The sequence below is a fragment of the Curtobacterium sp. MCBA15_004 genome (assembly GCF_001865055.2).
Lineage (GTDB): Bacteria > Actinomycetota > Actinomycetes > Actinomycetales > Microbacteriaceae > Curtobacterium.
Genome location: NZ_CP126266.1, coordinates 1,601,810 through 1,628,654, shown reverse-complemented (window position 1 = coordinate 1,628,654; position 26,845 = coordinate 1,601,810). Strand labels below are relative to the sequence as shown.

Here is a 26,845-nt window from a genome sequence, read left to right as displayed (position 1 = left end):
GTCAGTCTACCGAGCCGTCCGGTCCCGCCGGGCCGCGGGTCGGACCCGGCCCGGGCGGTTCAGCGTCGGCCGACGAGGCGCAGCAGGCGCGTCACCAGCCGTGCCCACCAGCCCGGCTGGTCCTGGTCGACCGCGGCGGATGCGCCCGAGGTGTCGGCGGACCGTGTCGCGTCGGCACCGTCCGGACCGAGGCCGGAGGCGACCGTCTCGGGCAGGACGACGGGCGTGCTCGCGGTGGCGCCGGTGTGCGCGGTCAGCACGGCCGCGAAGGCGGCACGGTCGATGACCGTGGGGCCGGTGGCCGGCTGCACGAGCGGCGTGGGGCGCGTGTTCGCCGAGACCGGGCTGACGGCCGGGAGGGACAGCACGAGTCGGGCCGGTTCGTCGCGGCCCGGGGCGGTCGCCTCGGCGCCGGGGGCGACCGTGGGGACCACCGGGGACGCCATCGCGGCCCGGCGCGCGGCGGCGCGGCCGACGGTCCGAGCACCGCGGTCCGCGGTGCCGCGGCCGGTGTCCGCGAGCGAATGTGACGCCGTGGCCCGGCGGGCGGCGGCGCGGTCACGGCGGTCCGACTCGGCGGCTGCGTCGGCGAGCAGGTCGGCGAAGACGGCGTGTGCGAACTCGCGGGCGGCGGTGACCTCGGCGTCGTCGTACCCGGCGACCGTGGCCTCCCAGGCGGCGAGGCGGGCGAGGTCCTCGTCACGACGTCGGACCTCGTCCTCGAGCAGGACGATGCGTTCGATGGTGGTGCGTCCGCTGCTCGCGGCGACCTCGACGGCGAGGTCCTCGATGCGGAGGGCGATGCGCTCCGGCGGCTCCGGGAAGGCCGGGGCGCAGGCGGCGACGTGGCGGGCGCGGTCGCGGCGGCGGAAGGCGCTGGGCGCTGCCGCCTCGGGTGCCGCGTCTGGTGCGGTGCGCGCGGCGTCCGGGCTGGTGCGCTCGGCGTCGGGTGTGGTGACACTCGGGTCGTGGGAGGTGGTCGCGTCGGCGGCGGCCGCGGTGTCCGCTGCGGTGGTCGGCTCGACCACGGCGGTCTGCGCGCCGTCGACCGCGGCGAGGTCGGCGGCCGCGGGGCGCTGCACCGGTCCGGTGACGGGCGGGACGACGAGGTCGGCCAGGTACGGCGTCCGGGTGGCCGGGGCGTCCCGGAGCCACTCCTCGAGCTCGCGCCCGAACGGGTCGACGAGGGGAGCGCGTGCACCGGACTGCGTTTCCATGTGACGCAGGATAGATATCACGCGCCTCGAGATGCGGCACATCCGCGGTGTGTCGCGGTTCCCGGGGTCCGGCGCGTGGTGTGCCACCCCGGACGTGAGCGGCGTGTCGCACCCCGTCCCACCGTCTCGGGAGCGCGGTCAGCAGCGAGCGGAGAAGGCCTCGAGCAGCCGACGGCCCTCCGGCCAGTCCCCCACGCCGCTGGCCACGTTGACGTGCTGGCGGGGACCCACGCGGAGCGCCTCGGCACCGAGGGTCGCCGCGAACCCCAGCGCCCGGTCGACGCCGCAGTACGGGTCGTCGTCGCTCACCACGAGGGCGGTCGGTACCTGCACCGCCCGGTTCGGGGCGCGGAACCCCGCCGCCGCGGCCGGGAACGCGGGGCCGTCGGGGTCGGGCGGTGCGACGAGGAACGCCCCGGCGACCTGTTCCGCGTGGTCGACGAGCCAGTGCGCCGCCGCCAGCGCCCCGAGGCTGTGCGCCACGAGGACGGGCCGGCGGGGCGCCGCGGCCACGGCACGCGAGATGGCGTGTGCCCAGTCCTCCGGGTCCGGTTCGGACCACGACCCGGGGGCGATGCGCACGGCGTCGGGACCGCGGTCCCGCTCCCACCGGGACTGCCAGTGCTCGGCGTCGGAGCCCCAGATGCCCGGGATCACGACCCAGGGGTGGCCCACAGCGCCGTCGACGGGGAGTTCGGTCACGGTCGGATCGTAGCCGTCGGCTCCGTCCGTGCGTCGTCCCGCGTCACCGGGTGACGCCGGACCGGTCGGCCTCAGTGCCCGAGGGTCTCGCGGGGGTACTCGCCGAAGCGCTTGGCGTACGCCGCCGAGAACCGGCCGAGGTGGGCGAAGCCCCAGCGGACGGCGACCTCGGCCACCGTGGTCTCGCCCGGCGTGCCGCGCTGGAGTTCCTCGCGGACGCGGTCCATGCGGACGCCGCGGAGCATCGCGTTCGGTGCCGTGCCGACCTGCCGCTGGAACGCCTGCTGGAGTCCGCGGACACTGAGGCCGACGTGCTCGGCGACGTCGGTCGTCGTGATCGGCGTGTGCGCGAAGGCGTGCAGGAACTCGATCGCCTCGCGCACACGGCTGCTCGCTCCCTCGGGCACGGGTGCCGTCGGGACGAGCTGGCGGTGCGGGAACGTGCGGAGCATCGCGAGGGCGGTGTCGCGTGCGGTCTCGGCCATCGCGATCGGCGACACCGGTGCCGACCCGAGCACGGTCTGCGCGGCCCGACGCACCTGGGCGTTCCAGGCGCGGAGGTCCTCGGCCCGCGGGGTCTGCGCGTGGTCGAACACGAGCGGACCCGGGCCGGTCTGTCCGAGCTCGGCCGCGATGCCCTCGAGGTAGCCCCGGTCGAAGTGCACCAGGCTCTCGCGGACGTCCTGGAGCTCGAAGCGGAAGGACCCCTCGGTCGGGAACACGACGGGTGTGCCCGGCGCGTAGCTGACCTCCTCGCCGCCGGCCGTGATCGTGCCACCGCCCTGCGAGGTCCACATCACGACGTACTCGTCGTCGGTGCCGGCCTCTCCGGCGGCACGCGCGTCGAACAGCGTCGAGCGGAACGACATCGTCTGGTCGCCGACCACCCGGAACCGGTACGAGAACGGACGTTCGGTGCGCGACCCGACGAACCCGGAGCCGTCGTACGCCCGTCCGAACGTGTCGAGGGCGTCACCGAGGTCGGTGCCCGCCGTCTCGAAGCGCGTCCGTGGGTCGGCGGGGGTCTGCATGGTCATCAGGGGGAGCGTCCCACCCGGCACGGGCGGTGTCCGGCGTGTCCGTCCAGCGTGCGGGGACCGTCTCCCGCCGTGCGGGAAGTGGATGACCGCCTCCCCCGCTCGGGTGACGAGCGGTACCGGGCAGGGGTCAGTGCCGGCCGCGGTGCGCGGTCCAGCGGTTCCCGTCGCCGACACGCTCGTAGCGGAGGTCCTCGACGACCATCTGCACGAGCGCGAGCCCGCGGCCGCTCTCGGCGAGCCCCTCGGGCAGGTGCGCCTTCGCGGGGTCGACCGGAACCGGCACCCCGTCGTCGGTGAGCAGCACCCGCACGTCGTCCGCCCCGACGTCGAGGCGGAGCGAGCAGGAGACCGGGCGGCCGCCGGCGCCGTGCTCGATCACGTTGGAGGCGAGTTCGACCAGCGCGAGCTCGAGGGCCATCCGGTCCTCGACGGACACGTCGGGCTCGCGGTCCCACACGGACTCGAGGAACGTGTGCACCGCCGTGACGTCGTCCGGCGGGCAGGCGAGGTCGAGCACGTGGCCGCCCATGACGGGGCTCATCCCCAGTTCGTCACCGCGGCGTCCCCGTCCGGGTACGTCCGCAGGATCTTGTCGATGTTCGAGAGCTTGAGCACCATCTGCACCTGCTCGGACGGTGCCGCGATGCGCAGGTCACCGCCGGCCTGCCGCGCGGTCTTCAGGCAGCCGACCAGGGCGCCGAGACCGGACGAGTCCATGAACTCGACACCGGACAGTTCGACGACGAGCCGAGCGCGCCCACCGTCGACCACGGTCGCGACGGTCTCGCGGAACGTCCCCGCGCTCACCATGTTGAGCCGGCCGCTGCACTCCAGCACCGCCGTGTCCGACGAGACCTCGTGTACCTGGATGTCCATGCAGCCGCCCTCCTGATCAGTGTCGGTGCACCCAGCAACCTACCGGGTCGGTGCCGTCAGCCGGTACGGGTCCTCCGCGTGGCGAGGACCTGGACGACGAGCGCGGCCGTGATGAGCACCGCCATCACGCCGCCCATCGCGAGTGCCGTCCCGCCGAGCGCGCCCGCGAGCGGGGTGCCGAGCCCGCCGAGTCCGAACGTCAGCCCGCCCTGGAGCGCCGCCGCGGTCCCCGGGTGCGCGGCACCGACGTGCTGGGTCCTCGTCATCGCGGCGGGCAGCACGAACCCCCAGGCGCCGGTCACCACGGCGAGACCGCACCACACGGGTACCGGCCCGGCACCGGTCGACGCCGCGACGAGCACGACCGAGCTGCCGACCGCGCCGACGAGCAGGCCGGTGGTGAGCAGCGCGTCCTCGGAGAACCGGCCGACGACGCGGCGGAACACCAGGGTCGTCACCACCATCGCCGTCGCGTTCGTGGCGAACACGAGCGTGTAGCGCTGCTCGCTGAAGCCGAACTGCTGCTGGAACACGAACGAGCTCGTGGCGATGTACGCGAAGAACCCCACGGTGGACAGCACCCCCGTCAGCACGGAGGCGCGGAACCTCCCGATCGCCAGCAGGTCGCGGATGCGTCGACCGTTCGCGCGGAACCCCGTCCCGCCCCGGGCCGACCGCGGGAGCGTCTCCCGGAAGCGCAGGACCACGGCGACCGCGAACACGACCCCGAGCGCGGCGAGCACCACGAACATCGCCCGCCAGGTCGACACCGTCAGCACCGCTCCCCCGGCCAGCGGTGCGACGACCGGGCCGAGGGCGTTGATCGCCGCCAGGGTGCCGAACACGCGGGCGGTCCGCGCGCCGGTCGTCGTGTCGGACACCATCGCCCGCCCGGCGACGGCACCCGCGGCCCCTGCAAGGCCCTGGACCACGCGCGCGGCGACCAGCGTCCCGACGTCGGGGGCGACCGCGCACCCGACCGAGGCGATCGCGAACCCGACCGTCCCGACGAGCAGCAGCGGGCGGCGGCCGATGCCGTCGCTGACCGGACCGGCGAGGAGCTGGCCGACGGCGAACGCCACCAGGAACGCGGTCAGCGACAGCTGCACGGCGCCCGGTGTCGTGCCGAGTTCGCGTGCGATCGCCGGCAGCGCCGGGATGTACATGTCGGTCGCGAACGGCGAGACCCCGACGATGAGGGCGAGCGGGACGATCGGGGGCAGGGCGGCCCCGGTGGTGGCCGTCGACCCGGTCCCTGCGCGCTCCGTCGTCACGCGCGCCACGGTACGCGCCCTCGAATCGGTTCGACGGGACCAGGGCGGCAGATGCGTGCGCATCGTGCGACACCGCGGCCGTCGGACGACAGCGGACGTGTCGCACGGGAGCGGCAGGCGGCGCGGGTGGGCGCGCGGGGCGACCCGACCCGGTCACCCGGTGTTCTGCAGGCCGGCGGCGATGCCGTTCACGGTGAGCAGGAGCAGGCGGTGGTCGCCGTCCGTCGGGTCGGTGCTGCCGGACGTCCGGATCGCCCGGAGCGCGCGGAGCTGCAGGTGCGACAGGGCGTCGACGTACGGGCTGCGGAGGCGCACGGCGCGGGCGAGGACGGGACGGTCCTCGAGCACGTCGCTGCCGCCCGACACCCGGAGCACCCACTCGCGGGTGCGGAGCATCTCGTCGAGCACCTGCGCCGCGAGGTCGTCGCGGTCGGCGAGCTCGAGGTACCGGCGCGCGATCTGCTCGTCGGTCTTCGCGAGCGACATCTCGACGTTCTTGATCATCGCGCCGAACAGCGGCCACTCGCGGTACGCCGTGCGCAGCAGCTCGACGTCGCCGACGGCCTGCAGCGCGGACCCGAGGCCGTACCAGCCGGCGAGGTTGATGCGCGCCTGCGTCCACGAGAAGACCCACGGGATGGCCCGGAGGTCCTCGAGCGACTCGACGCTCAGGCCGCGACGGGCCGGGCGCGAGCCGAGGGGCAGCAGGCCGATCTCCTCCATCGGCGTGACCCGCGCGAACCAGGGCGCGAAGCCGTCGGCCTTGACGAGGTCGTAGAACGCGGCGCGGGAGACGTCGTCGAGCTGCTGCGCGAGGTCGGCGAACCGGTCTGCTGCGGCCGCGGTGCGGTCCTCGTTCGACGGCGACGACGCGAACAGCGTGGCCGAGGCCATCTGCTCGAGGTGCCGGGCGGCGATGTCCTGGTCGCCGTACTGGGCGAAGATGACCTCGCCCTGCTCGGTGAGCTTCAGGCGACCGTCGATCGACCCCGGCGGCTGCGCGAGGACGGCCTCGTTCGCGGGTCCGCCGCCGCGGCCGAGCGAGCCGCCACGGCCGTGGAACAGGGTCAGCTCGACGTTGTTGTCCCGCGCCCAGTCGGCGATCCGGGCCTGGGCGTCGTACAGCGCCAGGTTGGCCGACACCGGACCGACGTCCTTCGACGAGTCCGAGTACCCGAGCATGACCTCGAGTCGACGCCCGGTCGCGGCCAGGCGGCGCTGGAAGGGTGCGGTGCGCACGGCCTCGTCGAGGATGTCGACGCTGGCGTGCAGGTCGGCGAAGGTCTCGAACAGCGGGATGACGTCGAGCACCGGCGCGGCCTCGGGCGAACCGAGCGCGGCGACGGCCAGCTCGTGCACGTTCGCCAGGTCGGCGGGCGACTGGGTGAAGGAGACGATGTAGCGGTGCGCGGCGCGGACGCCGTACCGCTGCTGGAGCTCGGCGATCGTCCGGAAGACCGCGAGGACCTCCTCCGTGGTCTCGCTCAGCGGGCCACCCGCGCGGATCTCGGCGAGGGCGGTCCGGTGCACCTGCGAGTGCTGGCGGACCTCCAGCTCGGCCAGGTGGAAGCCGAAGGTCTCGACCTGCCAGACGAGGTTCTGCAGGTCGCCGTTCGCGGTCCGTGCCGCGCCGGCCGCGACGAGCGAGGCCTGGATGACCCGGAGGTCGGCGAGGAGCGCCTCGGGGCCGTCGTAGACGAGCGGGCCCTGGCCGCGGCGGGTGGCACGGATGCGGGCGGCCACGAACAGCAGCGCGCGGCGGTGGGTCTCGTTCGGGGCGCGGACGCCGATGCGCTCGGCGATGCCCGGGTCGAGGGCCTCCTGCGCGGCGACGAGCGCCTGCAGCCCGGCGTCGGCCGGGGTCTCGGCGGCGTCGAGCGTCAGGGCCGACCCGATCCGGGTGGCGGCACGGGCAAGGCCGAGCAGGATGTGCTCGGAGGCGATCTCGGCCGCCTGCCGTGTGACGTCGGCGGTCACGTGCGGGTTGCCGTCGCGGTCGCCGCCGATCCAGGTGCCGAACCGGACGAACGCCGGGGCGGTCACCGGCACGCGACCGGCGTCGTCGCCGAGCAGCCGGTCGTCGAGCAGGCGGTACACCTGCGGCACGATCTCGAACAGCGTCTGGTCGAACACGCTCATCGCGGTGCGGACCTCGTCGAGCGGGGTCGGCCGGGTCGTGCGGAGCGGCGAGGTGCGGAGGAGGGTCGTGATCTCCTCGAGCAGCCGGCGCTCGTTCTCGGCACGCGCGGTGGCGTTGCGGGCGCGGTCGCGCTCGTCGATGAGGTCGGTGATCCGTCGGACCGCCGTGGTCACCGCGCGACGGCGGGCCTCGGTCGGGTGCGCGGTGAGGACCGGGTGGAACCGGAGGTCGCGGAGCCGCTCGGCAGCGGCGTCGGCGCCGACCTGCTCGACCAGCGATGCGTAGGTCGCGGGGAACGAGTCGCCCGCGACGCCGCCGTCGTCGCCGCGACCGCGGAGGACCCGGACGCGGTGGTGCTCCTCGGCGAGGTTCGTGAGGTGGAAGTACGTCGTGAACGCCTGGGCCACCGCCTCGGCGCGCTCGGCCGACATGCCGGCCACGATCGCCTCGGCCCGCGCGGCACCCTCGGCGTCGGAGCCCTCGTAGGCCCCGATCACCGCGGCCCGCAGGTCCTCGACGTCGTGCAGCAGGTCCTCGCCACCGGTCTCCCGCAGCACCCGCCCGAGCAGGTTGCCGAGGTACCGCACGTCCGCGCGCAGGTCGCTGTCGACCGCTCCGCTGACGTCGTCCCGTGCGCGCCCGTGGCGCGTCGATCCGTCGATCGCCGTCATGGGTTCCTCTCACGTCCGCCGGGCACGCGGCCCGGGTCCCCAGCAGCGTACCGGCGGACGGCGACGCGTGACGACGCGTGACGAGGACCGTCCGGACGGACTCCGAGCGGTGCGACGGCGCCGGTGCTCAGGCCGTCGCGGCGGGGGCGCCGTGCCCGATGGACCGCAGCACCGCACGGTCGAGCGACGCGGCCAGGTCGACCTCGGCGAGGACGGCCTCGCGCTCCTCGGCCGACCACGGGGCGGCGTCGAGTTCGGCGCGGTAGGTGTCCTCGAACGCCGCCGGGTCGGCGACCTGGTCGAAGATCGTGAAGAGCACGCCGTTCGTGTCGAAGCCGAACCGCTCCTCGAGCAGCCGGGCGAGCGACGGGCCGCCGCTGAGGTCGCCGAGGTACCGCGTGTAGTGGTGCGCCACGAACCCGCCGGGCGACGTCGCCGCGACCTCGTTCAGGCGTCGGACGTACGCCGTGGTGGCGGGGGTCGGGCAGCACAGCTCCGACCAGTCCGGGCCGACGAGGTACTCGAGGTCGGCGCGGATCGCGGGCAGCCGGGTGAGCTGCGCCGTGACGAACGGCGCCGCGACGGGGTGGTCCGCCATCCGTTCGGCGGCCCGTTCGAGTGCGGCGTAGACGACGGCGTACTGTCCGAGCAGGTCGGCGTAGTCGGCGACCTCGCACTCCCCCGCGAGCAGTCCGTGGGCCCCGGACGTGCCGGCGGCCGCGTCCGATCGGCCCGCCCGCCGCAGCAGCAGCTCGGAGAACGTCGTCACGGTCGCACCCATGAGGTAAGGCTAACCTCAGTGCTCGGAACGTCAAGCAGCCCACTGACAGGAAGTCCCCCGATGACCCCCAGCCCGAAGCGCCAGCAGCACGTCTTCGTCGTCGAGCGGACCGAACGGCTGACGCCGCACATGGTCCGCGTCCACCTCCGCGGACCGGCCTTCCGGGACTTCGTCGACGGCGCCGACCCGGACCGGCTCGCGGCGACCGACAAGTACGTCAAGCTGCTGCTCGCCCCGCCGTCGTCCGGGCTCACCCCGCCGTACGACCTCGAGGCGCTCCGCACCGCCCTGCCGAAGCACGAGCGGCCCGCGCGCCGCACGTACACCGTGCGCGCCGTCGACCACGCGGCGGGGACGATCGCGATCGACTTCGTCGTGCACGGCGACGACGGCCTCGCCGGGCCCTGGGCGGCCGCGGCCCGTCCCGGGGACCTGCTCGCGCTGAGCGGCCCGGGCGGCGGGTACACGCCGTCCACCGACCCGGCCGTCACGCACGTGCTGCTCGGCGACGACAGCGCCCTGCCCGCGATCGGTGCCGCCCTGGAGGCGATGCCCGCCACCGCGCAGGGCGTCGCGCTCGTCGAGGTGGCCGGTGCCGCGGACGAGCAGGCGCTCGCGGTGCCCGCCGGGGTCGACCTGCGGTGGCTGCACCGCGACGCCACCGGCGCCGAGCCGGGCACGCTCCTGCTGGCGGCGGCGCGCGCACTGCCCCGCGCCTCCCGACCGGTCCGGGTCTTCGCGCACGGCGAGCGGACCGCGGTCAAGGCGATCCGTCGGCTGCTGCAGGACGACTGGGGACTCGACAAGGCCGACCTGTCGCTGTCGGCGTACTGGGCGCTCGGCCGTGCCGAGGACCGGTTCCAGGAGGAGAAGCGCGAACCCGTCGGCATGGTGTTCCCGGACTGACGCGGGCGCGCGGCGGTCGCCGCGGTCGCGGTGGGCTGCGGCCGCCGCGGTCGCTGTCGTCGCGGCTGCGCGCTCCGGTGCGGCCGGGAGGCGCGGTGCACGTCGGTGGGTGCGGCTAGCGTCCGGCGCGTGGTCACCGCGAAGCGCACCCCTCCCGTCCCCGACGGCCGTGCGGGCGACCGCGCGCGGTGCGCGATCCCCGGGTGCGACGGCGACGCACTGCCCGCCGTCGCGGCCGTGCTGCCGCTGTGCGCGGGGCACGTCGCGCTCGTGGCCGACCTGGCCGCCGAGCACACCGGTGTCGAGGACGTGCTGCCCGGGCCGTGCCCGCTGTGCGGGTCGCGGAGCGGCGTCCGGTTCCCGTCGGGCAGCCTGTGCGCCGTGTGCGAGTGGCCGTGGGGCGACGTGCCGGACGGCGACCTCGCGCCGCCCCGCGTCGACGTCGTCTACTACCTGCGGCAGCGCGACGACTTCGGCGACCGGATCAAGATCGGCACGACGACGAACCCGCGGCAGCGCCTGGCGGCGGTCCCGCACCAGGAGCTCCTGGCGTTCGAACGGGGCGACCGCACGCTCGAACGCCGACGGCACCGCGCGTTCGCGGCCGACCGGTACCCGCGCACCGAGTGGTTCCGGACGACCCCGGCACTGCTCGCGCACGTCGCGGTGGTCGGGGCCGGGGTCACCGACCCGTGGGCGCTGCACGCGCGGTGGACGAGCGAGGCGCTGGCCCTGCGGGGGTGACGCACGACGCCCGCCGACCGGGTGGTCGGCGGGCGTCGGGGCGGGGCCGTGCCTGCACCGGTGCGGTGCCGGCGTTCTCGCTCGGGTGGGCGTGCCCGGCGTCAGCGTCAGGCGTCAGGCGTCAGGCGTCAGGCGTCAGGCGTCAGGCGGCAACGGTCGCCGCTCCCGCCCGGTCCGCCGCGGCGTCGTCTCGGAGGAACCGGTCGGCCGTGCGGAGCGACAGCGCCATGATCGTCAGCGCCGGGTTGGCGATGACCGCGCTCGGGAACACCGAGTTGTCGCAGATCCACATGTTCGGCACGTCCCACGACCGGCCTGCCGGGTCGACGACCGAGCTGCCGCCGTCGGCCCCCATGCGCGCGGTGCCGATGGTGTGCGCCGTGCGCTCGAGCACGCGGACGTCGGTGCCGCCCGCCGCCTCGACGATCGCGGTCATGGTGCGGACGGCGTGGGCGCGGATGGCGTCCTCGTTGCTGCCGGGCGAGAACGACACCCGGGCCCGCGGGACACCGTGCTCGTCGAGCTCCTCGGACAGCACGAGCCGGTTGTCGTCGTACGGCAGGCACTCGGCGTTGATCCCGACGCCGGCCGTCCGGGGGTAGTCGCGCATCGCCCGCACCAGCTCGGCGCCGCGCAGCCCGCCGCCGCGCACGAGCGTCGTGGCGAAGGTCAGCGGCTGCACCCCCAGGCTCTGGATGAGGTAGCCGCCCGCGAAGTCGGCGTCGGCCGGGCGGACGAAGTCCTCGGTGATGATCGACGACGGGTACCCGCGGTACGAGCGCATCGACTCGTCGAAGGTCGCCCAGACCTGGGTCGCACCGTGCGCCGTGAAGTTCCGGCCCACCTGGCCGCTGCTGTTCGCCAGGCCCGTGTGCAGGAGCAGGCGTGCCGTCTCGACCCCGCCCGCTGCGAGCACGAGGGACCGGCAGCGCTGGCGGCGCTCCTGGCCGTCGCGCGTGTAGAGCACGGCGCTGACGCGTCCGGACCCGTCGAGCTCGATGCCGTGCACGAACGAGCCGGGTCGGATCTCCGCGCCGAACGCCACGGCGGCGGGCAGGTACGTGGTGTCCATCGACACCTTCGCGCCGTTGCGGCAGCCCTGGTGGCAGGACCCGCACGAGACGCAGGCCTGGCGGAGGCCGTGGTGCTCCTGGTGCCGGTCCTCGGTGGTGAGCGCGACCGGGGCGTCGGTGGCGGTGATGCCGAGCGCCGCGGTGCCGCGCATCATCATGTCCGAGGACGCGTTCCGGGCGGGCGGGCCCATCCGGTAGCGGCGTGCGGGGTCCCACGGGTAGTGCGCGGGGCCGGCGACGCCGACCTCGTGCTCCACGCGCTCGATGTACGCGGTCAGCTCGGCGTGGTCGACCGGCCAGTCCTCGCCCTGCCCGGACTCGGTGCGCAGGCGCAGGTCGTGGGTGCTCGGCCGCGGGGTGAACGCGCCCCAGTGCAGGGTCGACCCGCCCACGCCCGTGCCGCTGTTGTTCGGGCCGAACGCGGTCGGGGCGGATCCGCCGCTGATCCGCTCGTCCATCCAGTTGATGTCCGCCGGCGCCTCGACCTCGTCGGGCAGGTGGTCCTCGGGTTCGGTGTTGCGGCCGGCCTCGAGGGCGACCGCGGTCAGGCCCTCGCGGGCGAGCCGGGCGAGCAGCGGAGCACCGCCGGCACCCGTGCCCACGACGACCACGTCGACGACCTCGTCGTCCTGGTAGCGGCGCTGTGCGTCGAGTCTCATCGTCGTGCTCCCTCTGGTTCCCATGCTTCGCGTTGCCCGGCTCCGAGCAACTGGAAGCCCTGTTTGCGGACGCCGTCGCCGCCGTTGGCGTAGCCGTCGTAGTCGATCTCGGACATGGTCGCGGGGTGCGCCAACCACTGCTTCACCAGGTCCACGCTGGCGTCCTCGAACCAGGCGCGCAGCGCCCCGGCGTCGAGCGGGCCGTCCGACCGGTGGCGACCGGCGGCGACGGCCTCGAGGACCGCGTCGAGGTCCCCGCCGTCGACCACCGGGGCGAGCACGTCGAGTGCCGCCCGGTACGCCTCGACGTCGGTCGGCAGACCGTCGGGCCGCCAGCCGTCGCCCGCGCCGGCGGCGAGCTGGGCGTCCACGCGCAGGGCCAGGTCGACGTGGTGCGGGCCGGGCTGCGGGACGACCGTGCGGGCCACGGCGCGCAGGGTGTCGAGCTGCCGACGGGTGAGCGCGGCGGGCTCGGCGGCGGGGTCGTCCGCGAGGGAGCGCACCGCGAAGACGCCGCGCGTGCGGGCGCTGACCCGGGGCGAGGCGATCACGCGCACCGCGCCGGCGGGGACGGCCGGCGCGTGCGCGACCCGGCGGTTCCAGAAGTCGCGCACGACCGCGGCGACCTCGAGCGGACGCTCCCACGGCAGCAGGTGCGCCGCACCGTCGACGACGTGCAGCTCGGCGGCGGGCCAGTGCGGCATCGTCAGGCGTCGCTGGGCGTCGGCGTCGAGGTCGCCGTCCTCGGCCCCGGCGATCACGAGCGTCGGGACGGGGTTCGGCACGGCGTCGGCCGACCAGTCCTCGCGGCTGCCGCGGAGCAGCCAGTCCCGCCAGGCGCGGGGGTCGGCACGCTCGACGTCGTGCACGGCCATCTCGTGCCGGTCGGGCGGCAGGACCTCGGCGGTGTTCGCGTCGACGAACGCGGCGGCGTGGTCCGGGCGGATGCGACCGTCCTCGGCCCACGAGAGCATCGAAGCGCGACGGTCCTCGGCCATGGGCTCGGGCGACAGCGGCGAGGCCGCGAGCAGCACGACGGCGCGGAGCCCGAACAGGCCGTTCGCACCGGAGACGGTGCGGTCCGCGACCACCGTGGCGACCTTGCCGCCCATCGAGTGGCCGACGAGCACCCACTCGGTGGCGCCGCTCGTCCCGACGGCGCGCTCGACGGCGACGGCCATCTCCTCGACCGTCGTGCCGGCCGACGCCGGGCTGCGACCGAAGCCGGGGAGGTCGATCCCGACCAGGTCGAGGTCGCCGGCGAGCTCGGACCGGAGCAGCACGAACTCCTCCGAACTCGACCCGAAGGCGTGGAGGCAGAACGCGGTCGCAGTCATCGTTCGTTCCTACCGGCGGCTCGGCGTCGGTCTCAGGCTGGCGTACCCCGTTGCCGTACCCCGACCGCGGTCGTCGGCGGCGCGGGCGGCGGGCGCGGTCACCGGGCGTAGGCGTCGACGAACAGCGGTCCGCGCAGGTCGCGCAGCGTGTCGGCGAGCTGGTCGACGGTCCGCCGGGAGATGCCCGACACCTGCAGGTCGTACGGGCCGAGCGCGGGCAGGCGTCCGGTGCGGATGCGGACGACCTCCCAGCCGACACCCCGCACGGCGCGGTCCTTCCGCCGGTCGGTCTCCTGCCGCGGACCGACGTGCTCGAGCCCGTGGCGGCCCGTGCTGTCGTACTCGATCGCGACGCGGAGCTCCGGCAGGACGATGTCCGGCCAGGCCTCGACGTGGTCGAAGAACGGTCGGTCGAGGCGGATCGCCGTGTGCGAGAACGTGAACGCGAACCGCTCCTGCAGGGCCGCGCGGAGGTCCGCCTCGACCGCGGACGCGGTGGCCGGCGCGCACGTGCTCGTGAAGGACTCGCCCGACGGCAGCCGCGGGGTCTTCGGGCAGACGGCCCGCGGGATCGGCTGCCCGGCACGCACCGGCACGCCACCGCCGACCGGTCCGCCACCGCGCACGGGCGCACCGCCACGGACGGGCCGACGACGGGTCGAGGCCACCGCACCGGGCGGGAGGCCGCCGGACGGGACGGCACCGGGCAGCGCCGCGACGGCCGCCGGTCCGCGCGCGGCTGCGGCTCCCCCGCGCGCCGACGGCAGGGTCTGGCGCCCGACGCTCCGGACGGCGCGCTGCGGGACGGGCACCGACGCCGGCCAGTCCTCGGGCAGCACGGGCCACCGCTGCGGCTGTGCCTGGACCTGGCACTCCGGGCACCACACCGAGCGGCGGCGTTCGCGGCCCGGCCGGGAGCGCTGCTCGGCGGGGGTCGCGACGAAGACGTGGCCGACGTCGCACTCCCACGTGAGCAGGACCTCGGCGAGCGGGGGCACCTGGGTCAGGACGACCCCGTGGTTCCACTCCGGGTGGTACTGCCGGACCAGGACCGGGTACGAGGCCCACGCTTCACGGAAGGTCCCGACGGCGTACGGCACGGCTGTGCCGCGCGACCACTGTCGCCGGCGCCACCAGGCGTCCACGGGTTCCACCACGTGGGCCACCGTAGGCACCGCCACCGACAGCGCCGACCGCCGCCGCACGAGCGCGCGACCGGCCGCGCGACCGGTCCCGCCCGCGTCCGGTCGCTCGTGCCCGCGGGTCAGTCCTGCGGCGGCGTCGCGAAGGTGAAGCGCTCCGGCCCGGACTCGGACCCGTCGTCGAGCACCCGGATCCCGGCCTCGCGGCAGGCGGTGACCCCGTCGCGGTGCACCCGCTCGGGTCGTGGACGGCGGGGCACACCGGCCGCCCCGAAGACCGCCCAGGCGTTCGCGGCCGCGGCGCTCGTGAAGCGCGTGCTGTACCGCACCCCCGCGAACCCCGCGGCGTCGAACGCGCGCGCCCAGGCCTGCGGCACGCGGTAGTCGCCCATCGTCTGGAGCTCGGCGCCCACCCCGGAGCGCACGGCCGCCGGGTGCGTGACGTCGGCGAACCGTCGCCCGCGGGACGCCCGGGCCGCGACGACGACCATCTCCCGGGCCCGCGACGCGAACACCGTGTTCGTCGAGAGCACGTGGTGCGCCAGGCGCTCCCGGACGGCGACCTCGACCGCGTCCGCCCAGTAGCAGGTGCCCCGCGGCACGGCGAGGTCGAACCGGCCGCCGTCGACACCGTCGGCGTCGGGCTCGGTGCTCGCGAACCACCACGCGCCACGGTCGTGCCGCTTCGCCCGGTAGAACGTCGTGCCCCGCGACTCCTCGGCCGGGAAGTCGGTCAGGTCGAGGTCGGGTCGCGGGCGCCGCTGGGCGACCTCGTTGCGGTCCGGTGTCACGCGTCGGCCGCCCACGCGGTCGCCGCCCGACGGGCCGCCGCGAGCACCTGTTCCTCGCGGCCGTCGCGGAGCGCCTGGGCGGCCGTGGTCCCGCCGAACTCCTCGGCCTCGGTGTTCAGCCAGAGCGCACTCCCCCACGGGTCGATGCGGTCGGGGTCGACGAGCGCGAGGACCTGGCGCAGGTGCGGCAACGGACTGCCGGACACGCCGAACTGGAACGACGGGAAGACGAGGCTGCCGTCGCCGATCTTCAGGCCGATGAGGTCGCGCTTCGCCGTCGCCTTGCTGAGCGCCTGGCGGGTCACCCCGCGCCACGCCGCGAGGGTCGGCGTGTCGTAGAACGGCCCGATCAGGGCGTCGGCCTCGTGCTTGACCGACGGGAGCGCCGCGACCATCCGGTCGGCGAGCAGCTCGACGTCGACGCCGGAGTCGAGCGCCCCTGCCGCGCGTCCGCTCTCGATGCGGCGTCGGAGCGCGTCGAGCAGTGCGGCACCGTCCGCCCCGACGCCCGGACGCCCGGCCTGCTCGTGTCGTGCCTGTGTGGTCGCAGCCATGGTTCCTCCTGTCAACCCAGTCAACCACGGGGGACCGTGCTTCGACAACCCCGTCAACCTCTCGGGAGCACTCGGCACGCGGACACCACCACACCGACGACGGGACGAGTGTGACGCCGTGTTCCGTCGTGTGCCGTCGTGTTGCGCCGGTGCTTGCCGCGCCCGGACCGCCGCTCGTACGGTCCTCGCCATGACCGACACGGCAGACGTGACCACCCGCTCGACGCGGCGTGGCGAGCTGGTGTTCCGCGTCGTCCACCCGGACGACCCCGCCGCCGCTCCGCTCCTGGCCGACCTCGAGCGCGAGTACGACGCGCGCTACGGCGACCAGCTCGACGGGGGTGCGGCGGCGGAGCTCGCCCGCTACCCCGCCGAGGACTTCGTGGCCCCGCGCGGGGTGTTCCTCCTGCTCCACGAGGACGACCGACTGGTGGCCGGCGGTGCCTTCATGCCGCACGACGACGAGACCGTCGAGCTGAAGCGGATCTGGACCGCGCCCGGTGCCCGCGGGCGGGGCCTGGCCGGCCGCGTGGTCGCCGAGCTCGAGGAGGAAGCGCGTCGCCGGGGCTCCCGCCGGGTCGTCCTGACCACCGGCCCGCGCCAACCCGAGGCCGTGGCCCTGTACCGGCGCGCCGGCTACACCCCGCTGTACGACGTCACCAGACCGGCCGAGGAGGTCGGCGTGCACGCGTTCGAGAAGACCCTCGCGCCCGGCCCCGCCGACGGTGACCGCGGCACGCGACCCGGCCACCCTGCCGGGGCGACCCGCGCTGCGGAGGGGGGCCGCGCCTCCCGTCCGGTCGCCCCGACCATCGACGCGGCCGCACGCGCCGCGCTCGACCGCCCCGTCCTGCCGCTGCGCCACCCCGTGCGGTGGATCGCCGCCGCGGTCGTGCTGGTGCTCCTGCTGAACGGCGTCGAGACGCTGTTCACGAACCCGGCCTGGGGCTGGCCCGCGGTCGGGAAGTGGCTGTTCAGCCCGGCGATCCTGACCGGGCTGCAGCTCACGCTCGTGGCGACCGGCCTGAGCGCGGTGATCAGCTTCGCCGGCGGGGTCCTGGTCGCGCTCGCGCGGCTGTCGCGGAACCCGGTGCTGTCCGGGCTGGCGTGGGGGTACGTGTGGTTGTTCCGGTCCGTGCCGCTCATCCTCGTGCTCGTCTTCCTGTACAACCTCGGGTCGCTGTACCCGACGATCGGCATCGGCGTCCCGTTCGGCCCGCAGGTCACGGTGCCGACCGCGGACGTCCTCGGCGACCTGGCGATCGGCGTCCTCGCACTGAGCCTGAGCGAGGTCGCCTACGCGTCCGAGATCGTGCGGGCGGGGGTGCTCGCGGTCGACCACGGCCAGCTCGAGGCGGCACGGGCGCTCGGGCTCCCCCCGCGACGGCAGTTCGTCCGGGTCGTCCTGCCGCAGGCGCTGCGGTCGATCGTGCCCGCGTTCGTCAACCAGGTGGTGGGGTTGCTCAAGGCCTCGTCGCTGCTGTTCTACGTCTCGCTGCTCGACCTGTTCGGCGTGGTCCAGAACCTGTCGAGCACCTACCCGACGGACATCATCCCGCTGCTCGTGGTCGCGACGCTCTGGTACCTCGCGCTGACCAGCGGGGTGTCGGTCGTGCAGTACCACGTCGAGCGCTGGACGAACCGCGGATCCGCGCGCTCGCTCCCGCCGACGCCGTGGCAGCGGGTGCGCGGTGCGGTCCGGCGACGGACGGGAGGCGCGGGTCGCCTTCCGTCGTCGGCGCGCGGGGCCCGGGTGCTCACCGCCGACGCCCGGAGCGCCCGGTGAGCGCGGCGATCGGCGTCCACGGCGCGGTCAAGGCGTTCGGCGACCAGGTCGTGATCGACGGTGTCGACCTGTCGCTGCCCGCCGGGAGCGTCACCGTCGTCCTCGGGCCGTCCGGATCGGGCAAGTCGACCCTGCTCCGCACGATCAACCACCTCGAACCGCTCGACCGGGGCGTCGTCACGGTCGGCGGCGAGACGATCGGGGTCCGGCTGCGCACCGGGCGGTACGGGCGCGTCCGGTACCAGGAGCTGCCCGAGCGGCACATCCGTCGGCAGCGCTCCCGGATCGGGTTCGTGTTCCAGCACTTCGAGCTGTTCCCGCACCTCACGGCGCTCGAGAACGTCGCCGAGGGGCCGGTCGCCGCCGGGGTCCCGGTCGCAGCGGCGCGCGCTCGCGCCCAGGAGCTGCTCGAGCGCGTCGGGCTCGGCGACCGCGGCGCGTCCCGGCCCCGGCAGTTGTCCGGCGGCCAGCAGCAGCGCGTCGCGATCGCCCGGGCGCTCGCGCTCGACCCGTCGGTCGTGCTCCTCGACGAGCCGACGTCGGCGCTCGACCCGGAGCTCGTCGGCGAGGTGCTCGGCGTCGTCCGGGACCTCGCCGCGTCGGGAACGACCCTCGTGGTCGTCACGCACGAGGTCGCGTTCGCCCGCGAGGTCGCCGACCACGTCGTCTTCCTCGACCACGGGCGCGTCGTCGAGCAGGGGCCGCCCGCCCGGGTCATCGACGCCCCCCAGCACGCCCGGACCCGGGACTTCCTGTCCCGCGTCCGGTGAACCCGCACCCACCGAAGGAGTCCGCCTTGCCCACCACCGCCCTCTCCCCCACGTCCGACGCACCGCCCGCCGCGCCGCCCGCCCGCTGGCGTGTCCGCGCCGGGGCCCTCGTCCTCGCCGCCGGGGTCGTCGTGGCCCTCGCGGGCTGCTCGTCGGGCGCCGCCGCCACCGGGAGCGGCCCGGGGTCCTCGCGCGGTTCCGTGACCATCGGCGCCGCGTCGAACGGAGCGGCCACCGAGACGACGGTCCGGGTCGCCGAGGACACGACGCTGCACGACGAGCTACCGGCCGCCGTCAAGTCCTCCGGCAAGCTCGTCATCGGTGTCGGCGCGCTGCCCGCCGGGTTCCCGCCGCTCGCCTTCACGGGCGACGACCAGCGGACGCTGACCGGTTCGGAACCGGACCTCGGACGACTGGTCGCCGCGAAGCTCGGGCTCGAGGCCGACGTGCGGAACGCCACGTGGGACAACCTGTTCGTCGGCATCGACGGCGGCAAGATCGACGCCGGGTTCTCGAACGTCACCGTGACCGAACAGCGGAAGGAGAAGTACGACTTCGCGTCCTACCGCCAGGACAACCTCGCCCTCCAGGTGCTCGCGACCTCGAAGCTCGCGTTCGACGGCGACCCGTCCGTGCTCGCCGGCAGGACGATCGCGGTGAGCTCCGGGACGAACCAGGAGAAGATCCTGCTCGAGTGGAAGGCCGACCTCGAGCAGCAGGGGAAGACCATCGACGTCAAGTACTACCCGGACGGCAACGCGGTGCAGCTCGCGCTCGGCTCCGGCAAGATCGACGGCTACTTCGGCCCGAACCCGACGATCGCGTACGCGAACACGCAGAGCGCCGGCAGCGCACACCCGACGAAGACCGCGGGGACGTACTCGGGCGCCGGCTCGACGCTGCAGGGGCTCATCGCGGCGACGACGAAGAAGGACAGCGGGCTGGCGGAGCCGATCGCCGACGCGATCGACGCGCTCATCGCGGACGGGACCTACGCGAAGTGGCTGCGGGCGTACAACCTGTCGAACGAGGCCGTGCAGACCTCGCAGGTGAACCCGGAGGGGCTGCCGCTCGACAACGGCTGAGCGGGGCTCCGATCGTCGGACACCCCCGTGACCGTCGTGGTCACGGGGGTGTCCTCCGTGTGGCGGTGCGCGATGCGCGGTGCGCGGTGCGCGGTGCGCGTCAGGCGGGCTCGCCGACCGCGGCCCGCCGCGCCCACTCGGCCGCGAGCAGCTCGTACGAGCGGGCCCGGGCGTCGTGGTCGTGCGTGATGGTCGTGACGAGCAGCTCGTCCGCCCCGGTGACGCGACGGAGCACCTCGAGCCGGTCGGCGACGTGGCCGGCGTCGCCCACGAACCGCGTCGCGAGACGGTCCCGCACGGCGGCAGCGGCGTCGTCCGGGAGCGGCGTCGCACGGGCCGCGTCGGGCGTCGGGTACGGGATCGCACCCGCGCCCGAGCGGATGGAGTACACCCACGGGCCGTAGCCCTCGGCGAGCTCGTCGGCCTCCTCGGTGGTGCGACCGACGACCACGTCGGCGGACACGATCACGTGCGGCGCCGCGAGCACGCCGGGTCGGAACGCCGCCCGGTACGCCGCGACGGAGGCCAGGACGGTCCCGGGTGACGAGTGGTAGTTCGCGCCGTAGGGCAGGCCCAGGGACCCGGCGACCCGGGCGCTCTCGCCGCCGGTCGACCCGTGGATCCAGAGCTCGACGTCGGCACCGGTCGCCGGGGGTGCCTCGACGACCGCACCGTCGCGGGTCCAGGTGCCGGCGAACAGCTCCCGGACCAGCGCGAGGTCGCCGTCGAACCGCTCGACGTCGCCGGGCACCCGACCGAGCAGCTCGCCCTGCAGCGCGAACTTCGATCCCGGCGCGATCCGGAGGTCGAAGGGCGCCGGGACGAGCAGCCCGTCGACGACCTCGTCGGCCCGCGGTGCGAGCGACGGCGGCTTCGGCGTCCCGGGTGCCGGCGCTCCGGAGCGCCCGAGCCCGAGGTCGAACCGGGGACCGTACAGGCCGGTCAGGGTCCCGAAGGTCTCGGCGATCTGCAGCCCGCGGACGTTCCCGACGAGCGTCGCCGCACTGCCGACGCGGATCCGGGAGGTCACGGCCGCGACGGCCCCGATGACGACGTTCGGCGCGCTGCCGGCGACCCCGGGGTTGAGGTGGTGCTCGGCGAGCCAGTACCGCGCGTACCCGGCGCGTTCGGCGGCCCGGGCGAGGTCGAGGGTGTTGCGCAGGGCCGTCGCCGAGGACGACCCGGACGACACCGGGACGAGGTCGAGGACGGACAGCGGGACGGCGTTCACGCGGAGACCTCCTGGCGGTCGAGGACGTGGCCGGGCAGCCCGAGCGTCGACCGCAGCGTGGCACCGTCGTCGTACGCCTGTCGGTACACGCCGCGTTCCTGCAGCAGCGGGACGACGCGGTCGACGAACTCGTCGAGGCCGTACGGGTTCGTGTGCGGGACGACGACGAAGCCGTCGGACGCGCGCTCCTGCACGTACCGGTCGATCTCCGACGCGATGTGCGACGGCGTCCCGACGAAGCCGCCCCGCGTCGAGACCGCGATGACGAGGTCCCGGGTCGACAGGTGCTCGGCGTCGGCCCGGTCGCGCCACGCCTGCACGGTCGCCCGTGGGTCGCGGACGTGCCGGACCCGACCGCGCGTGATGGTCTCGGCGTCCACGTCGGGCTCGACGTCGGGCAGCGGCCCGTCGACGTCGTGGTCGGACAGGTCGCGGTTCCACACCTGCTCGAGGAACGCGATCGCCGTGGCCGGGCTGACCTGGGCGCGACGGATCGCGCGGGACCGCTCCTCGGCGTCCGCGGCGGTGTCGCCGAGGACGAACGTCGCCCCGGGCAGGACGAGCAGCTCGTCCTCCGAGCGGCCGACGCGCGCCAGCCGCTCCGTGAGGTCGGCGCGGAAGGCACGGGCGTCGTCGAACTCGGTGTGCAGCGAGAAGACCACCTCGGCCTGTCGGGCGGCGAGGTCGCGGCCCTCGTCGGAGTCCCCCGCCTGCACGACGACCGGGTGCCGCTGCGGGCTCCGCGGCACCGGGAACGTGCCGCGGACGTCGAACTGCGGCCCGTGGTGGTCGACGTCGCGGATGCGGGAGCGGTCGGCGAACACCCCGCCCGCGGCGTCGGCGACGACCGCGTCGGGCGCCCACGAGTCCCACAGCTCGCGCGCCAGGGTGACGAACTCGTCGGCCCGCGTGTACCGGTCGGCGTGGTCGAGGAACCCGCCGCGGCGGAAGTTCGCACCGTGGAAGGCGTCGGAGCTCGTGACGACGTTCCAGCCGGCGCGCCCGTCGGTCAGGTGGTCGAGCGTGGCGAGCTGCTCCGCGAGCTCCACGGGCTCGTTGAACGTGGTCTGCAGCGTCCCGACCAGGCCGATGCGGGTCGTCACGCCGGCGAGCGCCGCGAGGATCGCGAGCGTGTTCGGTCGACCGACCACGTCGAGGTCGTGGATGCGCCCCTTCTGCTCGCGGAGCCGGAGCCCCTCGGCGAGGAACAGGAAGTCGAAGCACCCCCGCTCGGCGTTCCGCGCGAAGTGCTCGAACGACGAGAACGCGATCTGGCTCTCCGCGCGGTCGTCGCTCCACACGGTGGTGTTGTTGACGCCCGGGAAGTGGGCGGCGAGGTGGACCTGACGCTTCGTGCTCATGCCGGGACCTCCTGGTCGGCGGTGGTGCGGGCGTACCGGCTGACCGCGGGCGCGACGCCGAGTCGGGTGCGCAGGTCGGCGGTGGGACGGGAGGCCACGTCGGCGCGCAACCCGGCGGCGACGAGCGCCGGCACGAGTCGGCGGGCGACGGCGGTGCTGTCCTCGGGGATGCGGAGCGGCCGGAGCCGGACGCCGGCGTACCCGAGGGACGCGAGGTCCCCGACCAGGGACACCAGCTCGGGCACGGTGGTGGCGAGCACCGGAGCGTCGGACGCCTCTGCGTACGACGAGCCCGCGGCCGCGTCGAGCGCGGCGAGGGCGTCGGCGGCCTCGGACGCGGACGCCCCGACGAGGACCGCGAGGTCCGCGAGGACCGGACGGCGGACGTCGGACCCGGCCGCCTGCTCGGCGTCACGGACGAGCGCCAGCGCACCCCGCGCCTCCAGGCCGGCTCCGTGCGACGGACCGGGCCCACCCGTCGGACCGGCGCTCCCCGACGGACCGGCCCCACCCGGCGTGACGAGCACGACGTCCGCCGCGTCGGCCGCGAACGCCGCCGCGTCGGCGCGGTGCGCGAGCGCGAACACCGGCGGCCGTCCCTGCGGCGAGCGCGGCACGATCGACGCACCGTGCACCGAGACGTGCTCGCCCACGAACGCGGCCCCGTGGATGCGGTCGCGGTCGATGAAACGACCGGTGGCGACGTCGCGGATGATCGCGTCGTCGTCCCAGCTGTCCCAGAGCCGCGAGACGACCTCGGCGACCTCGCGTGCCTCGGCGAACAGCGTGGCCGCGTCGTCGCCGCCGGGGCGGCGGCCGAAGAGCGCGGCCTCGCGGGCCGTCGGGCTCACCTGGATCCGCCACCCGGCTCGCCCCGCGGAGACGTGGTCCAGGGTCTGGAGGCCCGTGGCCACGTGGAACGGTTCGGTGTGCGTCACCGAGACGGTCGGCACCAGACCGACGGCGCGGGTCGCGGGGGCGACCGCACTGGCGACGAGCAGCGCGTCGAGTCGCCCGACGACCGTGCGGGTGTCGAGGTCACCTTCCTGGTTGAGGGGTCCGGCGGTGAAGGAGTCCTCGAGGGTGACGGCGTCGGTGCCCGCGCGGTCCTGCTCGACGACGACGTCGCGCCAGTGGCGCAGGCTCGTCAGACGGCGTGCGGCGGGTCCGGCAACGCGCCAGGCGGCCGGGTGCCAGCCGGCGCCCTGGAGTGCGGTCACCAGGACGGGGCGCGTGCTCACGGGTTCGTCCCCTGGTGCGGCTGGTCCGCGCCGTGGTCGTGCGGCTCGGGCTGGCCCTGCGTCTGCGGCTGCGAGGCGTGCTCGGGCGGGGTGGCGTCGGCGCCGAACTTGAAGCCGAGTCGCCCGTGGGCGAAGCCACCGCCGGCGCGGATGGCGGTCGCGACCCAGGCGGCCTCGGCGAGCTCGGCCTCCGTCGCGCCGGCGGCCACCGCGCGCTGGCTGTGCGCGTCGATGCAGTACACGCACTGCGTGGTGATCCCCACCGCGAGCGCGATGAGCTCCCGGTACCGCAGTGGGATCGCGCGCCCCTCGGGCTGGAACACCGCGGCGTCGAACTGCACGAAGGCCTGCAGGATGTCCGGGGTCTGCTGCTTGTAGACCCGGGTGAAGGTCGTGTCCCGCTCGCGGTCGAGGTAGTCGGTCATGCGGTGACGCTACGACGCGCCCCGGCCCGCGTCGGCGGGTGTTGCGGCACGTGACCGTGCGTTGCGTCGTGTGACGTGCGGCGCTGTCCCGGGGTCAGGCGAGCGCGTGCCGCACGTAGGCGACGAGGGCGTTCGCGTGGCCGTGCCCGAGGCCGTGCTCCTCCTTGAGCCACGTCACGACCTCCATGTGCCGGTGGGTGTCGAGCCGGTCGGCCACGAGGTCGAGCCACTCCTGGACCGGACGGCCGGAGGTCTTCTCGATGCTCGGGAAGTACGACGCCGGCCCCTTCGGCTTCGTGCCGTCCGCCGGCGGCTGCGGTGCGGTCACGCGGTGCGCTGTCATGGCGTCACGGTAGCGAGCACACCGGTGCGGGGCCAGGGGCGCGGTCCGGGGTCGGCGCTCGGACGAGCGCCGCTACCGGGTGGTTCCGTGCGCTGGGGCTCGTCTCACCACTCGATCCGGGCGAACAGCGCCCGGAGCTTCGCTGCCCGGTCCGGGTGCACCTGACCGACCCAGCCGATCCGGCCGAGCAGGTGCGCCCGGAAGTCCGCGTGCCCCGCGCGGTCCTGCGACGCCGGACCGTGCACGACGCAGTTGTGCAGCACGGCCTTGAGACGGTCGACCTCGCGGCGGCCGGGTGCGGTGCGCTCGTTCACGACCACACCGGTGACCGACTGCCGCACCCCGGCCGGCCGGACCCGGGTCTTCCGGGGGTTCAGCGTGTGGCCCTGGTCGGCGACGATCCGCTCGACACCGCGGAGGAACGCGTCGGCGCGGGCAGCGAGGCGGTCGTCGCCGCTGAAGGTCAGGTCGTCGGCGTACCGCGTGTACGTCGCCCCCGCTGCGGTCGCCCACCCGGCCAGTCGGGCGTCGAGGTGTCGGAGGGCCAGGTTGGCGAGCGCCGGCGACGTCGGGGCTCCCTGGGGCAGGTGCGCCTCGACGAGGGCGTCCCGGAGCGCCCGACGCTCGTCGATGCTCCCGCCCGGCGGCATCGCCGTGAGGACGTGGACCGGGACCCGGTGCGTGCAGAGCCCGGTGAGGACGTGCGCCAGCGGCTCGGCGTACCCCGCGGCGCGGAACACGCCGTACACGGTCGGCGCTCGGACCGTGGCGAAGAACGACGTGAGGTCGGCGGTCAGGACGACCCGGCGTCCGACGTGCCCGGTGGCACCGGTGACGACGCTGCGCCCGGTCACGAAGCCGTGCGCTGCGTCGTGGACCGGCAGCGCCGCGAGCAGGTCGTCGAGGACGGTGCGCTGGGTGCGCCGGAGCATCGCCATCGGCTTCTCGAGGAGCCTCGGGGTCCGCCCGGGCCGCGCGACCCACTCGTGCCGGACGTGGTGGAGCGGGCTCGACGCACCCGGACGGCGGTTCCACCCGCGGGTGTCGGCGAGCCAGAGCAACCGCCCCACCGTCAGGTCGAGCGCTCGGGCGAGCTCGGGCAGCGTGTCGACGAGCAGCCGGCTGTCCGTCACCGGACGCGCCCGCACGGCCGTGGCCTGCCGGGCCAGGACCCGGACGGGCCGTCGTGGTCCGCGGCTGTCGTGGAGGCGGACGAGGCGCGGGGCGGTCGCGAGCACCGCGGCGAGCTGCCGGGGCGCGTCGACGGGCGGCCGTGGATACGCGTCGAGCGCCGTCCCGACCGCGACACCGACGTACGTCCGCTCCACCCCGAGCACGTCGTACCCGGCGGCGGTCAGCGCGTCGCGGCTCCAGTCGTCGGCCGCGAGGAAGGCGTCGGCGAGCGCCTGCGCCACGACCGGGAGCGGTGCGTGCGTGGGGTTCCCGGGGGACCTGTCGGTGCCTCCGTGAGGGCTGGTGCGCGGAGCGCGCCGCGCCTCTCGGGGCGTGTGGTCCTGCTGGTCCTGCGTGCCCCGGGGTGACCCCGGAGAGGTCGACGCGTCACGCGCGCCGTCCGCCTCCCCCGGGAACTCCACGAGCACACCATACGACCGACCCCTGCCGTGGTGGTGGACGGGTCTGCCAGGCTGTGCCGGTGCCGTCGTTCTTCCTGACCCACGCCGAGGTCGTCGTCGACCCCGCGGTCCCGATCGAGTCCTGGGGACTGTCGGACTCCGGCCGCGCCCGGGCGTCCGGCGCGCACCGCGTCGCGTGGGCACCCGGGGTGCGCCGGATCGTCTCGAGCACCGAGCGCAAGGCCGTCGAGACCGCGGCCGTCCTCGGCGCGGCGGTCGGTGTGGTGCCGGAGCAGGACGCGCGGCTCGGCGAGATCGACCGGAGCGCGACCGGCTACCTGCCTCCCGAGGCGTTCGAACCGGTGGTCGACGCGTTCTTCGCGCGGCCCGAGGAGTCGGTGCGAGGGTGGGAGCGGGCGGTCGACGCGCAGCGCCGGATCGTCGGGGCGGTCCGCGACCTCACCGCCGCCGCCGGTCGGGGCACGGACGTCACCGTGGTGGCCCACGGCGCTGTCGGGGCGCTGCTCCTCGCCGACCTGCGGGGCGAGCCCGTCTCGCGGCGCCTGGACCAGCCGGGCATGGGCAGCGTGTTCACGTTCGACCCGCGCACCTGGCGGGCGCTGAGCGGCTGGACCCGCCTCGACCCCTGACCCGAGCCGGAGGTGCCGGCCTCGGGGAGGATGGCGTCATGGTCAGCGCTGTGCAGCTCATCCGGTCCTCGTCCCTCAGCTCGGTCGCCGAGTACGCCTACGCCGCGACCGCACCGGCCGATGCGCGGCTCGTCTTCCTGGCGGGGGCCTGCCCACTCGACGCGGACGGCCGCACGGTCGCCGTCGGCGACCACGCCGGGCAGGCCGCCGCCTGCGTCGCGAACCTGCGCCAGGCGCTCGCGGACGCCGGCGCCGCCCTCGAGGACGTCGTCTCGACCCGGGTGCTCGTGGCCTCGACGCGGCAGGCCGACCTCGTCGCCGCGTGGCAGGTCGTCCGCGACGCCTTCGGGGAGCACGACGTGCCGAGCACGCTGCTCGGCGTCACCGTCCTCGGCTACGACGACCAACTGGTCGAGATCGAGGCGGTGGCCGCGGTGCTCGACGGCCCGCGCGGCGTGACGGGACGGCCGGT

Annotated in this window: 25 protein-coding genes and 1 pseudogene; 7 read left to right on the top strand and 19 right to left on the bottom strand. The window is 75.2% G+C overall.

Going from position 1 to position 26,845, the window contains the following annotated elements:
- Positions 1-59: 59 nt before the first annotated feature.
- The 8 genes from QOL16_RS07695 to QOL16_RS07660 form a co-directional block, all read right to left on the bottom strand.
- The gene (locus QOL16_RS07695; protein ID WP_071284806.1) at positions 60-1,217 is read right to left on the bottom strand and encodes a hypothetical protein; all 1,158 of its coding nucleotides are present in this window, start codon (positions 1,215-1,217) and stop codon (positions 60-62) included.
- 138 nt (positions 1,218-1,355) lie between these two features.
- Entirely contained in the window at positions 1,356-1,919 is a 564-nt protein-coding gene (locus tag QOL16_RS07690; RefSeq protein WP_254780279.1) for an alpha/beta hydrolase, read from the bottom strand.
- A 71-nt stretch (positions 1,920-1,990) separates the two neighbouring features.
- Positions 1,991-2,956, bottom strand: coding sequence for an AraC family transcriptional regulator (locus tag QOL16_RS07685; RefSeq protein ID WP_071284804.1), 966 nt, complete (start codon positions 2,954-2,956; stop codon positions 1,991-1,993).
- A 130-nt stretch (positions 2,957-3,086) separates the two neighbouring features.
- The gene (locus tag QOL16_RS07680) at positions 3,087-3,500 is read right to left on the bottom strand and encodes an ATP-binding protein (protein ID WP_253181523.1); all 414 of its coding nucleotides are present in this window, start codon (positions 3,498-3,500) and stop codon (positions 3,087-3,089) included.
- Positions 3,497-3,835 carry an STAS domain-containing protein gene (locus QOL16_RS07675; RefSeq protein ID WP_065959378.1) on the bottom strand — a complete coding sequence of 113 codons (339 nt, stop codon included), beginning with the start codon at positions 3,833-3,835 and terminating at the stop codon, positions 3,497-3,499. Before QOL16_RS07675 ends, QOL16_RS07680 begins: the two co-directional genes overlap by 4 nt.
- Positions 3,836-3,891: 56 nt before the next feature.
- Positions 3,892-5,109, bottom strand: a complete 1,218-nt coding sequence (locus tag QOL16_RS07670; protein WP_254780277.1) for a multidrug effflux MFS transporter — start codon at positions 5,107-5,109, stop codon at positions 3,892-3,894.
- Between the two features lie 153 nt (positions 5,110-5,262).
- A complete protein-coding gene (locus QOL16_RS07665; RefSeq protein ID WP_071284802.1) occupies positions 5,263-7,920 on the bottom strand; it encodes a phosphoenolpyruvate carboxylase in 2,658 nt (885 codons plus the stop codon).
- Between the two features lie 127 nt (positions 7,921-8,047).
- On the bottom strand, positions 8,048-8,701 hold the full coding sequence (locus QOL16_RS07660) for a heme oxygenase (biliverdin-producing) (protein WP_071284801.1): 654 nt from the start codon (positions 8,699-8,701) through the stop codon (positions 8,048-8,050).
- Between the two features lie 60 nt (positions 8,702-8,761).
- Between QOL16_RS07660 and QOL16_RS07655 the strand changes: the two genes are divergently transcribed.
- Together QOL16_RS07655 and QOL16_RS07650 are read left to right on the top strand one after the other, a co-directional pair.
- On the top strand, positions 8,762-9,607 hold the full coding sequence (locus tag QOL16_RS07655; RefSeq protein WP_071284800.1) for a siderophore-interacting protein: 846 nt from the start codon (positions 8,762-8,764) through the stop codon (positions 9,605-9,607).
- A gap of 129 nt (positions 9,608-9,736) precedes the next feature.
- The gene (locus tag QOL16_RS07650) at positions 9,737-10,351 is read left to right on the top strand and encodes a GIY-YIG nuclease family protein (protein WP_065959388.1); all 615 of its coding nucleotides are present in this window, start codon (positions 9,737-9,739) and stop codon (positions 10,349-10,351) included.
- A gap of 142 nt (positions 10,352-10,493) precedes the next feature.
- Here the strand turns inward: QOL16_RS07650 and QOL16_RS07645 are convergent, their stop codons facing one another.
- The 5 genes from QOL16_RS07645 to QOL16_RS07625 form a co-directional block, all read right to left on the bottom strand.
- A complete protein-coding gene (locus QOL16_RS07645; protein ID WP_071284799.1) occupies positions 10,494-12,083 on the bottom strand; it encodes a GMC family oxidoreductase in 1,590 nt (529 codons plus the stop codon).
- Positions 12,080-13,420, bottom strand: a complete 1,341-nt coding sequence (locus tag QOL16_RS07640) for an alpha/beta fold hydrolase (RefSeq protein ID WP_071284798.1) — start codon at positions 13,418-13,420, stop codon at positions 12,080-12,082. Before QOL16_RS07640 ends, QOL16_RS07645 begins: the two co-directional genes overlap by 4 nt.
- 98 nt (positions 13,421-13,518) lie before the next feature.
- Positions 13,519-14,577, bottom strand: a complete 1,059-nt coding sequence (locus QOL16_RS07635) for a hypothetical protein (RefSeq protein ID WP_071284797.1) — start codon at positions 14,575-14,577, stop codon at positions 13,519-13,521.
- Positions 14,578-14,684: 107 nt separating this feature from the next.
- Complete coding sequence (locus QOL16_RS07630) at positions 14,685-15,353, bottom strand: RES family NAD+ phosphorylase (RefSeq protein WP_139197433.1); 669 nt, start codon at positions 15,351-15,353, stop codon at positions 14,685-14,687.
- The gene (locus tag QOL16_RS07625; protein WP_083229962.1) at positions 15,350-15,907 is read right to left on the bottom strand and encodes a hypothetical protein; all 558 of its coding nucleotides are present in this window, start codon (positions 15,905-15,907) and stop codon (positions 15,350-15,352) included. Before QOL16_RS07625 ends, QOL16_RS07630 begins: the two co-directional genes overlap by 4 nt.
- 190 nt (positions 15,908-16,097) lie before the next feature.
- On the opposite strand from QOL16_RS07625, the gene QOL16_RS07620 reads away from it, so the two are divergent.
- The 3 genes from QOL16_RS07620 to QOL16_RS07610 are packed head-to-tail and all read left to right on the top strand — an operon-like array spanning position 16,098 to position 19,548.
- The gene (locus tag QOL16_RS07620; protein ID WP_083395046.1) at positions 16,098-17,693 is read left to right on the top strand and encodes a GNAT family N-acetyltransferase; all 1,596 of its coding nucleotides are present in this window, start codon (positions 16,098-16,100) and stop codon (positions 17,691-17,693) included.
- Positions 17,690-18,463, top strand: coding sequence for an amino acid ABC transporter ATP-binding protein (locus QOL16_RS07615; RefSeq protein WP_071284796.1), 774 nt, complete (start codon positions 17,690-17,692; stop codon positions 18,461-18,463). Before QOL16_RS07620 ends, QOL16_RS07615 begins: the two co-directional genes overlap by 4 nt.
- Positions 18,464-18,489: 26 nt before the next feature.
- Positions 18,490-19,548, top strand: a complete 1,059-nt coding sequence (locus QOL16_RS07610) for a transporter substrate-binding domain-containing protein (protein ID WP_071284795.1) — start codon at positions 18,490-18,492, stop codon at positions 19,546-19,548.
- A gap of 100 nt (positions 19,549-19,648) precedes the next feature.
- Here QOL16_RS07610 and QOL16_RS07605 read toward each other — a convergent pair whose 3' ends face one another.
- The 6 genes from QOL16_RS07605 to QOL16_RS07580 form a co-directional block, all read right to left on the bottom strand.
- Positions 19,649-20,779: an LLM class flavin-dependent oxidoreductase gene (locus QOL16_RS07605; protein WP_071284794.1), complete on the bottom strand. Its 1,131-nt coding sequence runs from the start codon at positions 20,777-20,779 to the stop codon at positions 19,649-19,651.
- The gene (locus QOL16_RS07600; RefSeq protein WP_071284793.1) at positions 20,776-22,140 is read right to left on the bottom strand and encodes an NtaA/DmoA family FMN-dependent monooxygenase; all 1,365 of its coding nucleotides are present in this window, start codon (positions 22,138-22,140) and stop codon (positions 20,776-20,778) included. The genes QOL16_RS07605 and QOL16_RS07600 overlap by 4 nt, the downstream gene beginning before the upstream one ends.
- Positions 22,137-23,381 (bottom strand): LLM class flavin-dependent oxidoreductase, encoded by a 1,245-nt coding sequence (locus tag QOL16_RS07595; protein WP_071284792.1) that lies wholly within the window; start codon positions 23,379-23,381, stop codon positions 22,137-22,139. The genes QOL16_RS07600 and QOL16_RS07595 overlap by 4 nt, the downstream gene beginning before the upstream one ends.
- A complete protein-coding gene (locus QOL16_RS07590) occupies positions 23,378-23,806 on the bottom strand; it encodes a carboxymuconolactone decarboxylase family protein (protein WP_083395045.1) in 429 nt (142 codons plus the stop codon). The genes QOL16_RS07595 and QOL16_RS07590 overlap by 4 nt, the downstream gene beginning before the upstream one ends.
- Positions 23,807-23,900: 94 nt before the next feature.
- A complete protein-coding gene (locus QOL16_RS07585; RefSeq protein WP_071246812.1) occupies positions 23,901-24,149 on the bottom strand; it encodes a DUF4287 domain-containing protein in 249 nt (82 codons plus the stop codon).
- A 104-nt stretch (positions 24,150-24,253) separates the two neighbouring features.
- Entirely contained in the window at positions 24,254-25,564 is a 1,311-nt protein-coding gene (locus QOL16_RS07580) for a reverse transcriptase family protein (RefSeq protein WP_071284791.1), read from the bottom strand.
- A gap of 239 nt (positions 25,565-25,803) precedes the next feature.
- Between QOL16_RS07580 and QOL16_RS07575 the strand changes: the two genes are divergently transcribed.
- The gene (locus tag QOL16_RS07575) at positions 25,804-26,373 is read left to right on the top strand and encodes a histidine phosphatase family protein (protein ID WP_083229978.1); all 570 of its coding nucleotides are present in this window, start codon (positions 25,804-25,806) and stop codon (positions 26,371-26,373) included.
- A 38-nt stretch (positions 26,374-26,411) separates the two neighbouring features.
- Positions 26,412-26,816, top strand: a pseudogene (locus QOL16_RS07570) (RidA family protein); the annotation flags it as partial.
- Positions 26,817-26,845: the final 29 nt, after the last annotated feature.

Excerpts from the sequence above, each read along its gene's own strand:
- QOL16_RS07695 (WP_071284806.1), bottom strand. The coding sequence starts at position 1,217 with ATGGAAACGCAGTCCGGTGCACGCGCTCCCCTCGTCGACCCGTTCGGG.
- QOL16_RS07685 (WP_071284804.1), bottom strand. The coding sequence starts at position 2,956 with ATGACCATGCAGACCCCCGCCGACCCACGGACGCGCTTCGAGACGGCG.
- QOL16_RS07680 (WP_253181523.1), bottom strand. The coding sequence starts at position 3,500 with ATGAGCCCCGTCATGGGCGGCCACGTGCTCGACCTCGCCTGCCCGCCG.
- QOL16_RS07675 (WP_065959378.1), bottom strand. The coding sequence starts at position 3,835 with ATGGACATCCAGGTACACGAGGTCTCGTCGGACACGGCGGTGCTGGAG.
- QOL16_RS07665 (WP_071284802.1), bottom strand. The coding sequence starts at position 7,920 with ATGACGGCGATCGACGGATCGACGCGCCACGGGCGCGCACGGGACGAC.
- QOL16_RS07660 (WP_071284801.1), bottom strand. The coding sequence starts at position 8,701 with ATGGGTGCGACCGTGACGACGTTCTCCGAGCTGCTGCTGCGGCGGGCG.
- QOL16_RS07655 (WP_071284800.1), top strand. The coding sequence starts at position 8,762 with ATGACCCCCAGCCCGAAGCGCCAGCAGCACGTCTTCGTCGTCGAGCGG.
- QOL16_RS07645 (WP_071284799.1), bottom strand. The coding sequence starts at position 12,083 with ATGAGACTCGACGCACAGCGCCGCTACCAGGACGACGAGGTCGTCGAC.
- QOL16_RS07640 (WP_071284798.1), bottom strand. The coding sequence starts at position 13,420 with ATGACTGCGACCGCGTTCTGCCTCCACGCCTTCGGGTCGAGTTCGGAG.
- QOL16_RS07625 (WP_083229962.1), bottom strand. The coding sequence starts at position 15,907 with ATGGCTGCGACCACACAGGCACGACACGAGCAGGCCGGGCGTCCGGGC.
- QOL16_RS07620 (WP_083395046.1), top strand. The coding sequence starts at position 16,098 with ATGACCGACACGGCAGACGTGACCACCCGCTCGACGCGGCGTGGCGAG.
- QOL16_RS07600 (WP_071284793.1), bottom strand. The coding sequence starts at position 22,140 with ATGAGCACGAAGCGTCAGGTCCACCTCGCCGCCCACTTCCCGGGCGTC.
- QOL16_RS07590 (WP_083395045.1), bottom strand. The coding sequence starts at position 23,806 with ATGACCGACTACCTCGACCGCGAGCGGGACACGACCTTCACCCGGGTC.
- QOL16_RS07585 (WP_071246812.1), bottom strand. The coding sequence starts at position 24,149 with ATGACAGCGCACCGCGTGACCGCACCGCAGCCGCCGGCGGACGGCACG.